We start from the raw sequence: 12,661 nt of genomic DNA, 5'->3' as shown, positions 1-12,661 counted from the left end.
TCATGAAAAAGCCCTTGATCTTTGCCAAAATTTATTAGCTGGTTGAAGGGGATCTGCAAACTTTTTGAAAATTTTATGTGTTTCATGTGTCACATCTTCAAACTCTGATTGATGCCTCTCATTTTTAGAAGTCAAATAGAAATTCACATGATCTGGTATCTCTTTTGTGAATTCCCTCAGAGCCTTCACCATGTACAAACTATGCGTTGTCACAACAACTCGTACACCTAGCTTCACAAACTGAGCAATCATACGTGCATATTCATACTCCCACTTTGGGTGGAGATGGACTTCCGGTTCGTCAATAATTAACACACTGTTAGGGTGTATATGCTTATTTCTTGTTAACATATCTAAAATTGCAAAACTTTTAATCCCACTCGCCACAGTCGAAATCGGGAACTTTTCCTGGTCATCTTTTCGAACAAAAGAAAAGCGATTTAATGAGCTAGTATCAACATCCCCACCAACTATCGTAGAAATTTCAGCAGGTATAGCTAAATATTTATTTTCTTGGGGTAACACAAAGTTCCGCCTGAGTGTAAGTTTGCGATATAAATCCCACAGCAAGTATGGATATGTAATTTCATCCGCAATACCAAACATCTCATCTTGTTCGCGCAATTTGCTGACCGTAGAGAAGAAGTCTACTAAGCTCCATACAATCGGACTCTCAATATAAATGGAATCCTCCAACTTAAACGCCTCACTGTTGGCATTTATCCTCATGTAACCCGTTTGATTGCCAGTCACTTCATACTGCTTTTTCTCATCGTGAATGAGTGCAAGAGTTGCGTCACTCACGTCAAAACTTTCAAATACAAGAGAAAGTACTTGTCGGAAAGTACCTTCATACGCTGCATGTCCTTTTCTCTCTGCCTTTACTCGCGACATATTATATGATTTTATAATTGAAAACAATAACTTCCCAATTGTACTTTTCCCTGTATCATTATCGCCTGCGATAACGGTAAGTCCATTTAACTCTAAATTAGCTTCTTTAATCATGTTGAAATTTTGAACGTGAAGTTTCATATCAATCACCTCTATTCGAATAAGCCTACTACTTCTTCATCGTTGACAAAGATAAAGAAGAATAACCATTACCCATATAATAAGAGAAAATTCCACCGAATAGAAGCACTACTAGTAAATCCTATAGGTAACTCTGCCTGTGTCCACATGTTTTCTTTTCTTAGCTTGGATATATATGCGCCAATTCGACTTGCAGTTAACATTCTCATTCCCCCATTTCGGTTGTAAGGCAAGCGTAGCACACGACTTGGGCAAGAGACGATCAACTGGTAGTTGAAATCGCTCTACTGGTCGTTGAAAACGTAAAAAAGCACACAAAAAAACCAAGGCTGCGTAACCTTGGTTTTATCTCCATATTTTATGCGCTATGGTTGATTGTAAAAATGGAGGAGGAAGAGGGATTCGAACCCCCGCGGGCTGTTACACCCCTGTCGGTTTTCAAGACCGATCCCTTCAGCCAGACTTGGGTATTCCTCCGTGTCGACAAGAGATACTATAACATGGTTTGTTGTGGAGTGTCAACATGAAATGAGAAAAACAATAAACAAAAAACGCCAACAGCTTTTCAAAGAGGATTCTTGCCCTTTGTCAAAGCTGTTGACGACATTTAACAGATTGTCGTTTGAACAATGAAATTACCCAATCACCGTCTTATTCCCCATATAAGAACGTAACACCTCAGGAATCGTCACCGTGCCATCTTCGTTTTGGTAATTCTCCAAAATCGCAGCAACGGTACGTCCGATTGCTAAACCACTTCCGTTAAGTGTGTGGACGTGCTCTGGCTTGCCTTTTGCTTCGCGGCGGAAACGGATGTTGGCGCGGCGTGCTTGGTACGCTTCGAAGTTACTGCAAGAAGAGATTTCTCGGTACGTTTCTTGACTCGGGATCCATACTTCGATGTCGTATTTTTTCGCTGCCGTAAATCCTAAGTCCGCTGTACACATGCTGAGCACGCGATAGGGTAGTCCTAATAGCTGCAACACTTTCTCCGCATGACCTGTCAGTTGTTCTAACACCGCATAAGACTCCTCAGGCTTCACAAAGTGGACAAGCTCGACTTTGTTAAACTGATGCTGGCGGATGAGTCCGCGTGTGTCGCGCCCGGCAGATCCTGCTTCAGAGCGGAAATTGGTGCTGAAGGCAACGTATTTGCGTGGTAGCGTTTCCCCGTCTAAAATTTCATCACGATGTAAGTTTGTCACTGGCACTTCTGCAGTCGGGACAAGGAAATAGTCCTCTTCACGAATTTTAAAGGCATCCTCTTCAAACTTTGGTAGTTGACCAGTGCCTGTCATGCTCTCCCGGTTGACTAAGTAAGGTGGCAATACTTCATGATACTCATGCTCATCTGTGTGCAAGTCAATCATGAAGTTCATCAATGCACGTTCTAAGCGAGCTCCGAGTCCTTTGTAAAAGACAAAGCGGCTACCTGTTACTTTGCCAGCTCGTTCAAAATCGACAATGTCGAGGTTTGTCGCTACATCCCAGTGCGGTTGTATGTCGAAGTTGAATTCGCGTACGTCACCCCATTGGCGTACCTCTATATTATCGTCCTCTGTTTCCCCTACTGGTGTACTTTCGTGAGGAATGTTCGGGATAGAGAGCAATAACTTTTCTAATTCTGCCTCTACTACCCGTAACTCGTCATCAAATTTTTTCACTTGGTCACCGACAGCGCGCATTTCCGCAATCGCTGCATCGGCATTTTCCTTTGCTCGCTTCATTTCTGCTATTCTTTGGCTTGCTTCATTACGCTTACCTTTAAGCTCCTCAGTTTGCACGATCAGTTCGCGCCGTCTTACATCTAATTGCTCAAATTTGTCAAAGTCAGTCAGATCCTCTCCACGATGAGAGAGTTTTTCTTTCACTTCCTGAAAATTTGTACGTAATAATTTCATATCCAACATAATGATTTCCTCCTTTTTGGAATAGAAAAAGCCCTCATCCCTAAGAGAAAAGGGACGAGAGCTAACCCGCGTTGCCACCCTAGTTGAGAACAAATGAATCGTTCTCCGGCTTGTAGACTGTATCGAGTCACCCCGTGTGAAGTTACAGGCAATTGCCTTTCATTCACCCGCTCCAGGATGGATTCTAAGGCTGCCTTTATCGGTTCGCACCACCCACCGACTCTCTACAAAAGGCGATTCCTTATACTAGTTCCTTTCAACGCGTTTATTCCGCTATAGTTTGTTACATACCATACACGTTACAAAAACAAATTGCAAGCCTATTTTGCGTGCTGACGAACCATCTCAATAAAATGCCTCGTCATGCGGTGATCGTCTGTTAGCTCAGGATGGAAAGAACAAGCAAGCAAATGGCTTTGCTGTGCCGCTACGATCCGGCCGTCATATTTCGCTAATACTTCCACGTTTTCGCCGGCTTCCACGATGTGTGGCGCCCGGATAAAGACAGCAGGAAAGTCCTCTTCACCAAGGTATGCAACAGGTAGATCGACTTCAAAGCTTTCACGCTGTCTCCCAAAGGAATTACGCTCCACCTTAATATCCATCGCCGCAATATGAGGCTCGGGTGCGTCCACAATATGCTTGGCCAACAATATGCATCCCGCACACGTTCCGAACATCGGTAGCTTCTGCTCAGCGAGCGCTCGCAAATCTTCCATGAATCCGTAACGGTCGATGAGCCTACGCATGGTCGTGCTCTCTCCACCGGGTAGCATCAGCCCGTCAATTTCGTGAAGCTGCTCCCGTTTTTTAATCACGACAGCAGTTTCTCCAAGAGCTTCCACAGCTTTGACATGCTCTCTAACTGCACCTTGTAGTCCTAACACACCAATCTTCATTCCACTCACTCCTTACCAACCGCGATCTTGCATACGTTGTTCAGGAGCTAGGTTAGAGATTTCCATCCCTTTCATCGGAATGCCCAACCCTTTAGAAAGTTTTGCGATCAGCTCATAGTCTTCAAAATGAGTTGTTGCTTCCACGATCGCTTTCGCAAACTTCTCTGGTGTTTCTGATTTGAAGATTCCAGAACCAACAAATACTCCGTCTGCCCCAAGCGCCATCATAAGCGCTGCATCCGCAGGTGTTGCGACTCCACCAGCAGCAAAGTTCACGACAGGTAATTTGCCATGATTTTTAATTTGCAAAAGTACTTCATACGGAGCCCCGTGAACTTTTGCTTCTGTCATCAGCTCGTCCTCATTCATATGAACAATTTTACGAACTTGTGCATTCACTTTTCGCATATGACGAACTGCTTCCACAATGTTTCCTGTACCTGGCTCACCTTTCGTACGAAGCATAGACGCACCTTCTCCGATACGGCGAGCTGCTTCGCCGATATCACGGCATCCACAAACAAATGGTACGGTATATGATTTTTTATCTAGGTGATACTCCTCATCAGCTGGAGTTAATACTTCACTCTCATCAATATAATCAACACCCATTGCTTCGAGGACACGCGCTTCGACAATATGTCCAATTCTTGCTTTCGCCATGACAGGAATCGTCACTGCGTTCATTACGTCTTCTACAATGCGTGGGTCTGCCATCCGTGCGACGCCACCAGCAGCTCGGATGTCTGCAGGTACGCGCTCTAATGCCATAACGGCAACAGCGCCAGCTTCTTCAGCAATTTTTGCTTGCTCTGCATTGACAACGTCCATAATGACGCCACCTTTTTGCATTTCAGCCATACCACGTTTCACTCGATCTGTACCTTGTTGCATAAAGTTCAACCCCTTCAGGTGCTCTTCTCTTCTTATCGTTTCGTAAAAGAATATGTATTATCCGAAAAAAGAGAGGTTGTTTCGTGCTCTTATTGTAGCACGAAAAACCTCTCTTTTCCTACAAGATTGATTCGCTTCATAAAAGGAATTAGAACCAACCGATTACAGTTCCCCATAGTCCGGCGAAAAAGTCACCAATACCTCGGAACATCAGCACAAACCAATTTGCTTTTTCCACCGATCCTTGTGTCACAAGCGGGACCGTCATCTTGTCATCCCCATCAATAAACCCACTCGAACCCTCACCTGTATACTGTAGTTCAATTGTTCCTACTTGTTGACCAGCTTCCACTGGAGCTGTTAATGATTCTTCATCAAGGACAACGACTGGTTTGTAATTTTCAGCTTCGCCACTTTCTAAAAGGAGATTCAAGCTTCCTTCTCCTGCGATCGCGATCTCAGCTTCCTTCCCTTTTTCTACAGTAATCGAATCTTGCTCTGGAACAAATCCGTCTTCAAGTACTTCTTGTTCACTGTAGGAAGAAAATGCATAATTCAAAAGCGCTCTAGTCTCCGAAAAGCGTTCTTCCTGAGAAGCTGTTTTCATGACAACAGAAATGAACCGCTGTCCGTCTCGTTCTGCTGTGGCTGTAAATCCATAACCAGCAAATTCAGTGGATCCCGTTTTCAGTCCATCTACACCTTCATACTCATAGATGAGTCCCGGAAGCATCCAGTTGAAGTTCGGGTACGATCGGCCATCCCGGAATTCTAAACGGGACACACTCGCCGTATCCAGGACCTCTGGGTAGTCTTGTAATAAGCGGTAGGCTAATTTAGCCGTGTCTCTTGCACTCATGACGTTCTCTTCATTTTCACCGGTTCCTTCAGGGTACTGCCCTAGTAAACTACTATTATTTAACCCAGTTGAATTGACAAATTTATAATCTTCTAAACCAAGTTCAGCCGCTTTGTCGTTCATTTGCTTAACGAACTCGGTTTCGGTTCCTGCTACAACTTCTGCTAAGGCAACAGTCGCGGCGTTCCCTGAGAAGATGGCCATCGCTCTGTATAGCTCTTCAACTGTATACGCTTCTCCTTGTGTTAGCCCCACATTTGACAACCCAGGGGCGCGGGACAAATTATAAATATATTCATTAATTAAAACATCCTGGTCCCAAGAAATTCTACCTTCTTCGATTGCTTCCAAGACTAAATACTCGGTCATCATTTTTGCCATACTTGCCACACCAAGCGCGGTGTCAGCATTCTTTTCATAAAGAACTTGTCCAGTTTCACCGTCCAGCAAAATCGCAGCTTCCGCATTAGGTGTTATATCTGTTTCCGCGGCAATAACTGTTGAGTTAATGGAAGAAACAACTGCCCCCAAAAATAGAACAAAGGAAAGAATCGCCGTAAATGATATCATTTTATATTGCTTCATGGTGCGCCCTCCGTTTTCATAACTTGTCAAAACACTTTCTCCAGTTTACCACAAGCTCCCCTAAAAAAATAGACAGCGCAAGTCGCACTGTCTACCTGTGTAAAATGTCACGATTTTCGTAAAAACACGAGTTGTACACTCACCGTATCAATGTGTTCTAGGATAGTGAATAGTTCGGTGATTCTTTTGTAATTTGAATATCGTGTGGATGGCTTTCACGTAGTCCATTCCCTGTCATCCGAATAAATTGCGCCTCTTCACGGAGTTTTAAGAGAGATTCAGCACCACAATAACCCATACCAGACCGAATACCCCCTACAAGCTGGTAAATCGTATCTTTGAGTGGCCCTTTATATGGAACGCGCCCTTCAATCCCTTCAGGAACAAACTTTTTATTATCCTCTTGGAAATACCGATCTTTAGACCCACGCTCCATAGCACCTACAGATCCCATACCACGATACACTTTGAACCTGCGACCTTGGTAAATTTCTGTCTCACCAGGACTTTCTGAAGTACCTGCTAAGAGACTACCTAGCATAACGGCATGACCACCTGCAGCAAGTGCCTTCACGATATCACCAGAGTATTTGATGCCTCCATCAGCAATGATCGCTTTTCCATGCTTGCGCGCTTCCGTAGCGCAATCATAAATCGCTGTAATTTGTGGAACACCGACACCAGCAACGACACGTGTAGTACAAATAGAACCAGGGCCAACGCCTACTTTGACTACGTCCGCTCCTGCTTCATACAAAGCGCGAGTGCCTTCTGCAGTCGCCACATTCCCTGCGATAATTGTAAGTTCAGGATACGCTTCACGGATTTGTCTGACCATATCCAAAACCCCTGCAGAATGCCCGTGTGCTGTATCTACCACTAAGCAATCGACACTTGCCTTCACGAGTAGTTCAATTCGTTTCATTGTATCTTGTGTTACTCCTACAGCTGCTCCGACAAGCAATCTGCCATGTTCATCCTTTGCGGCATTCGGGAATTCAATAACTTTTTCAATATCTTTAATCGTGATAAGCCCTTTTAAGCGACCTTGATCATCGACGAGTGGGAGCTTTTCAATTTTGTATTGTTGAAGAATTTTCTCTGCTTCCTGAACAGTGGTTGAGACAGGGGCAGTGACGAGATCTTCTTGTGTCATAACCTCTGCTATAGAGATTGAATAATCTTGAATAAAGCGTAGATCACGGTTAGTGAGAATTCCGACCAAAGTCTGGTCTTCTTCGTTGTTCACAATAGGGACACCTGAAATGCGATATTTACCCATGAGATGCTCGGCGTCAAAAACTTGATGCTCGGGCGTTAAAAAAAATGGATCTGTTATCACTCCGTTTTCTGATCGCTTAACCCGATCCACTTGCTCAGCTTGCTGCTCAATCGACATATTTTTATGAATAATACCTAGTCCACCTTGGCGAGCCATTCCTATTGCCATTTCAGCTTCTGTTACCGTGTCCATACCGGCACTAATCATCGGGACGTTTAGCTTCACCTTTTCTGCAAGCTGTACTTGCAAACTTACATCACGTGGCAATACATCAGAACGAGCGGGTACAAGCAACACATCATCAAAGGTAATTCCCTCTTTTTGGAACTTAGATTCCCACATACACTACGCCTCCCCGAAAAATATTAGTAGTAGGTTACCAACTGGACAAGACTATGTCAATACAAGAGAGATAAGACAAACTTTTCAAAATTCCATTTAGGAGCTGGCACCAATGAAATATCAACTTAATGACCTTCATTTATTCCAGAGTGCGGAGTTTGCCCGTTCCTTCTTAGCATCCGCTTACGAACGTATTCATATGGATCAAAAACATGCTTTTAATAATTGCACACCGTTCATGTATTACCTTGAACAAGGAAGCATTTATTTAGACAACGCTGAACACACCCCTAACCAAATTAAACCAACCCTACTCTTTTACGGATTAGTTCAACATTTAAAGGCATGCCTTCTGACTATAGACCCTTTATATCCAGAGACAACCACTGTACTTGCCCACGGTGTCACATCAAGAAAAAGAAAAAAACAACAATATACATTTCTAAAAGACGAAGTGAAGATTCAGCGAAACGGACTCTTTATGCACGCAGCAACCAACATGTTTCACGTGAAACAATTTCTTGAGGGGGAAAAAGTTTCTATGCTCACTCTTCTACAAGAGGTGCCAGAAATGAATGAAGCGTTTACCTTTTATAATGGAGAACCAATTCGTTTCGACTGTCAATCAAATAACGGATGGGTTCTTTCTGACAAAGTACTTGATACTTATCACATGACGACAACTCGATTTAATCAATTTATGAAAGAGAAAAATTCACTTTTTTCTTCTTGGGAGAAAAACGGAGATCATCTCATACACACTCACATGATTCCCCCGAAAAATGAGGAAAAAATGCTCCCATTACGCTATAGCGCTGCATCACAACACTGGTCGCTCCCATCTCAGCTAAGTAAATGGACAACAGTACCAGATCTGCTTATTCATTACCTCATTCTCTACAATCTTAGTATGATCAGCAGATACGAAACAGAATGGTGGCTTGAAACACTCCACTACCGACAAGGAAACGAATACGGTCTACTAACAGAATACATTGCTGTCGCTACTAAGAAAATCAACCACCTTATTTCAAATTGGCTAGGTACTAAAGTTCATGACATCCGCGGGTCATGACACTCAATTTCGATTGATTACTATTAAGAAATAAAAAGCTGTCTCCCGCACTAACGTGAAGCAGCTTTTTTATATTACTTGGAAGCGTCCTACTCTCACGCTCACAGGACGTGAGTGTGCATGTTTTACGCCATGGACGGCGTGCGTTTAGCAGAGGTTCCTTGCTTTGCATCTGGACACGCAGGAACTGTAGTTATTGAAGACGTTTTTCTCAAAAAAAAAAAAAAGAACCCTTTTTGGGTCCTTCTCAGTTGTTTGGCGATGTCCTACTCTCACGCCAACAGGACGTTGGTGTGCATGTGTTGCGCCATGGACGGCGCGTTCTTAACATGCCTTCCGCCGAGTTGGCTGTCCCCCGCGTTCTAAACAAATCACAGTCTGCGGGGAACTCACCTTTTTCTTCGCATTCGCTTGGCGATGTCCTACTCTCACAGGGGGACAGCCCCCAATTACCATCGGCGCTGAAGAGCTTAACTTCCGTGTTCGGGATGGGAACGGGTGTAGCCTCTTCGCCATCATCACCAAATTGCTGCGGCTTCCGATAAGCGGCGCATCTCTGCGTCAGCTTGCTTCTCGAAACCCTCGCCCTGCATATTACAAGGTGGTGAAGGTACTTTCTTCAATATGTTTAGACATACTGAAGGTTCTATTCCTTCAAAACTAGATCATACGGTTCACGACTACCGAGTTTAAATCGTTAGAGAAGTCCTCGATCGATTAGTATCTGTCAGCTCCACACGTCACCGTGCTTCCACCTCAGACCTATCTACCTGGTCATCTTCCAGGGATCTTACTTGCTAGGCAATGGGAAATCTCATCTTGAGGGGGGCTTCATGCTTAGATGCTTTCAGCACTTATCCCGTCCGCACGTAGCTACCCAGCGATGCCTTTGGCAAGACAACTGGTACACCAGCGGTGCGTCCATCCCGGTCCTCTCGTACTAAGGACAGCTCCTCTCAAATTTCCTACGCCCACGACGGATAGGGACCGAACTGTCTCACGACGTTCTGAACCCAGCTCGCGTACCGCTTTAATGGGCGAACAGCCCAACCCTTGGGACCGACTACAGCCCCAGGATGCGATGAGCCGACATCGAGGTGCCAAACCTCCCCGTCGATGTGGACTCTTGGGGGAGATAAGCCTGTTATCCCCGGGGTAGCTTTTATCCGTTGAGCGATGGCCCTTCCATGCGGAACCACCGGATCACTAAGCCCGTCTTTCGACCCTGCTCGACTTGTAGGTCTCGCAGTCAAGCTCCCTTGTGCCTTTACACTCTACGAATGATTTCCAACCATTCTGAGGGAACCTTTGGGCGCCTCCGTTACTCTTTAGGAGGCGACCGCCCCAGTCAAACTGCCCACCTGACACTGTCTCCCGCCCCGATGAGGGGCGTGGGTTAGAAGTTCAATACAGCCAGGGTAGTATCCCACCGACGCCTCCACGTAAGCTAGCGCTCACGTTTCATAGGCTCCTACCTATCCTGTACAAGCTGTACCAAAATTCAATATCAGGCTACAGTAAAGCTCCACGGGGTCTTTCCGTCCTGTCGCGGGTAACCTGCATCTTCACAGGTACTATAATTTCACCGAGTCTCTCGTTGAGACAGTGCCCAGATCGTTGCGCCTTTCGTGCGGGTCGGAACTTACCCGACAAGGAATTTCGCTACCTTAGGACCGTTATAGTTACGGCCGCCGTTTACTGGGGCTTCGATTCAAAGCTTCGCGTAAGCTAACCTCTCCTCTTAACCTTCCAGCACCGGGCAGGCGTCAGCCCCTATACTTCGCCTTACGGCTTCGCAGAGACCTGTGTTTTTGCTAAACAGTCGCCTGGGCCTATTCACTGCGGCTCCTCCGGGCTATTCACCCAGAAGAGCACCCCTTCTCCCGAAGTTACGGGGTCATTTTGCCGAGTTCCTTAACGAGAGTTCTCTCGATCACCTTAGGATTCTCTCCTCGCCTACCTGTGTCGGTTTGCGGTACGGGCACCTGCTTCCTCGCTAGAGGCTTTTCTTGGCAGTGTGAAATCAGGAACTTCGGTACTTTATTTCCCTCGCCATCATCGCTCAGCCTTCTGTGAAGGGCGGATTTGCCTACCCTTCAGCCTTACGATTTGGACGCGCATCCAATAGCGCGCTTACCCTATCCTCCTGCGTCCCCCCATTGCTCAAACGGAAGTGAGGTGGTACAGGAATTTCAACCTGTTGTCCATCGCCTACGCCTTTCGGCCTCGGCTTAGGTCCCGACTTACCCTGAGCGGACGAGCCTTCCTCAGGAAACCTTAGGCATTCGGTGGAAGGGATTCTCACCCTTCTTTCGCTACTCATACCGGCATTCTCACTTCTAAGCGCTCCACAAGTCCTTACGATCTTGCTTCTCAGCCCTTAGAACGCTCTCCTACCATTCCTTACGGAATCCGCAGCTTCGGTGATACGTTTAGCCCCGATACATTTTCGGCGCAGAGTCACTCGACCAGTGAGCTATTACGCACTCTTTCAATGGTGGCTGCTTCTAAGCCAACATCCTGGTTGTCTAAGCAACTCCACATCCTTTTCCACTTAACGTATACTTTGGGACCTTAGCTGGCGGTCTGGGCTGTTTCCCTCTTGACTACGGATCTTATCACTCGCAGTCTGACTCCCAAGAAACAAGTCATTGGCATTCGGAGTTTGTCTGAATTCGGTAACCCGATGAGGGCCCCTAGTCCAAACAGTGCTCTACCTCCAAGACTCTCTTACTTGAGGCTAGCCCTAAAGCTATTTCGGAGAGAACCAGCTATCTCCAGGTTCGATTGGCATTTCACCCCTACCCACACCTCATCCCCGCACTTTTCAACGTGCGTGGGTTCGGGCCTCCAGTAAGTGTTACCTTACCTTCACCCTGGACATGGGTAGATCACCTGGTTTCGGGTCTACGACCTCATACTCATTCGCCCTATTCAGACTCGCTTTCGCTGCGGCTCCACTTTATCAGCTTAACCTTGCATGAAATCGTAACTCGCCGGTTCATTCTACAAAAGGCACGCCATCACCCTTTAACGGGCTCTGACTACTTGTAAGCACACGGTTTCAGGATCTTTTTCACTCCCCGCCAGGGGTGCTTTTCACCTTTCCCTCACGGTACTGGTTCACTATCGGTTACTAGGGAGTATTTAGCCTTGGGAGATGGTCCTCCCGGATTCCGACGAGATTTCTCGTGTCTCGCCGTACTCAGGATCCACTCTGGAGGGAACAGGATTTTAACTACAGGGTTGTTACCTTCTTTGACGGACCTTTCCAGATCGCTTCGTCTACCCTGTTCCTTTGTAACTCCGTATAGAGTGTCCTACAACCCCAAGAGGCAAGCCTCTTGGTTTGGGCTGTTCCCGTTTCGCTCGCCGCTACTCAGGGAATCGCATTTGCTTTCTCTTCCTCCGGGTACTAAGATGTTTCAGTTCCCCGGGTCTGCCTTTCTTACCCTATGTATTCAGGTAAGAATACTACCCCATTACGGGCAGTGGGTTTCCCCATTCGGAAATCTCCGGATCAAAGCTTACTTACAGCTCCCCGAAGCATATCGGTGTTCGTCCCGTCCTTCATCGGCTCCTAGTACCAAGGCATTCACCGTGCGCCCTTACTAACTTCTCTTAAAAATAAGTTGGCTTGCGTTGTCTGCGAATAAAACAACACCAACTGTTGGTGATTGAACTACGACTCGGTGTTCTTTTTTTTGATAAAAGGCTCATATCGCGACGTCGTGTCGCAATGCCTTTCTGACCCACATCGTGTGGGCCTAAAAAGATGTC

The 12,661-nt window shown here is 45.9% G+C and carries 8 protein-coding genes, 1 tRNA gene, 2 rRNA genes and 1 other annotated feature; of the genes, 1 reads left to right on the top strand and 10 read right to left on the bottom strand.

The genetic code is table 11. The features are described from left to right. From HHK01_RS00105 to guaB, 8 genes are all read right to left on the bottom strand, one after another. Window positions 1-1,035: an AAA family ATPase gene (locus HHK01_RS00105; RefSeq protein ID WP_170005866.1), complete on the bottom strand. Its 1,035-nt coding sequence runs from the start codon at window positions 1,033-1,035 to the stop codon at window positions 1-3. 68 nt (window positions 1,036-1,103) lie between these two features. Further along, a complete protein-coding gene (locus HHK01_RS15715) occupies window positions 1,104-1,238 on the bottom strand; it encodes a hypothetical protein (RefSeq protein ID WP_265575546.1) in 135 nt (44 codons plus the stop codon). A 181-nt stretch (window positions 1,239-1,419) separates the two neighbouring features. Further along, a tRNA-Ser gene (locus HHK01_RS00100) sits at window positions 1,420-1,512 on the bottom strand. A gap of 158 nt (window positions 1,513-1,670) precedes the next feature. Further along, window positions 1,671-2,945: a serine--tRNA ligase gene (gene serS / locus HHK01_RS00095; RefSeq protein ID WP_170005865.1), complete on the bottom strand. Its 1,275-nt coding sequence runs from the start codon at window positions 2,943-2,945 to the stop codon at window positions 1,671-1,673. Window positions 2,946-2,992: 47 nt separating this feature from the next. After that, window positions 2,993-3,214, bottom strand: a binding site (T-box leader). A 51-nt stretch (window positions 3,215-3,265) separates the two neighbouring features. Beyond that, on the bottom strand, window positions 3,266-3,844 hold the full coding sequence (gene pdxT, locus HHK01_RS00090; protein ID WP_170005864.1) for a pyridoxal 5'-phosphate synthase glutaminase subunit PdxT: 579 nt from the start codon (window positions 3,842-3,844) through the stop codon (window positions 3,266-3,268). 12 nt (window positions 3,845-3,856) lie between these two features. Further along, complete coding sequence (pdxS, locus tag HHK01_RS00085; RefSeq protein WP_170005863.1) at window positions 3,857-4,738, bottom strand: pyridoxal 5'-phosphate synthase lyase subunit PdxS; 882 nt, start codon at window positions 4,736-4,738, stop codon at window positions 3,857-3,859. A 148-nt stretch (window positions 4,739-4,886) separates the two neighbouring features. Beyond that, a complete protein-coding gene (locus HHK01_RS00080) occupies window positions 4,887-6,182 on the bottom strand; it encodes a D-alanyl-D-alanine carboxypeptidase family protein (protein ID WP_170005862.1) in 1,296 nt (431 codons plus the stop codon). A gap of 157 nt (window positions 6,183-6,339) precedes the next feature. After that, window positions 6,340-7,806 (bottom strand): IMP dehydrogenase, encoded by a 1,467-nt coding sequence (gene guaB / locus HHK01_RS00075; protein ID WP_170005861.1) that lies wholly within the window; start codon window positions 7,804-7,806, stop codon window positions 6,340-6,342. Between the two features lie 112 nt (window positions 7,807-7,918). Here guaB and HHK01_RS00070 point away from each other — a divergent pair, with 112 nt between their 5' ends. Beyond that, window positions 7,919-8,881 carry a YaaC family protein gene (locus tag HHK01_RS00070; RefSeq protein ID WP_170005860.1) on the top strand — a complete coding sequence of 321 codons (963 nt, stop codon included), beginning with the start codon at window positions 7,919-7,921 and terminating at the stop codon, window positions 8,879-8,881. 409 nt (window positions 8,882-9,290) lie between these two features. Here HHK01_RS00070 and rrf read toward each other — a convergent pair. Both rrf and HHK01_RS00060 read right to left on the bottom strand, forming a co-directional pair. Continuing rightward, window positions 9,291-9,407: ribosomal RNA gene (rrf, locus tag HHK01_RS00065) — 5S ribosomal RNA — on the bottom strand. A gap of 171 nt (window positions 9,408-9,578) precedes the next feature. Then, a 23S ribosomal RNA gene (locus HHK01_RS00060) occupies window positions 9,579-12,503 on the bottom strand. Window positions 12,504-12,661: the final 158 nt, after the last annotated feature.

It is taken from the genome of Bacillus fonticola (genome assembly GCF_012955605.1).
Taxonomy (GTDB): Bacteria; Bacillota; Bacilli; order Bacillales; family JC228; genus Bacillus_CG; species Bacillus_CG fonticola.
Note: the sequence above shows the minus strand (reverse complement) of the source record. Positions and strands in the feature narration are given on the sequence as shown.

Excerpts from the sequence above, each read along its gene's own strand:
- HHK01_RS00105 (WP_170005866.1), bottom strand. The coding sequence starts at position 1,035 with ATGAAACTTCACGTTCAAAATTTCAACATGATTAAAGAAGCTAATTTA.
- HHK01_RS15715 (WP_265575546.1), bottom strand. The coding sequence starts at position 1,238 with ATGTTAACTGCAAGTCGAATTGGCGCATATATATCCAAGCTAAGAAAA.
- serS (WP_170005865.1), bottom strand. The coding sequence starts at position 2,945 with ATGTTGGATATGAAATTATTACGTACAAATTTTCAGGAAGTGAAAGAA.
- pdxT (WP_170005864.1), bottom strand. The coding sequence starts at position 3,844 with ATGAAGATTGGTGTGTTAGGACTACAAGGTGCAGTTAGAGAGCATGTC.
- pdxS (WP_170005863.1), bottom strand. The coding sequence starts at position 4,738 with ATGCAACAAGGTACAGATCGAGTGAAACGTGGTATGGCTGAAATGCAA.
- HHK01_RS00080 (WP_170005862.1), bottom strand. The coding sequence starts at position 6,182 with ATGAAGCAATATAAAATGATATCATTTACGGCGATTCTTTCCTTTGTT.
- guaB (WP_170005861.1), bottom strand. The coding sequence starts at position 7,806 with ATGTGGGAATCTAAGTTCCAAAAAGAGGGAATTACCTTTGATGATGTG.
- HHK01_RS00070 (WP_170005860.1), top strand. The coding sequence starts at position 7,919 with ATGAAATATCAACTTAATGACCTTCATTTATTCCAGAGTGCGGAGTTT.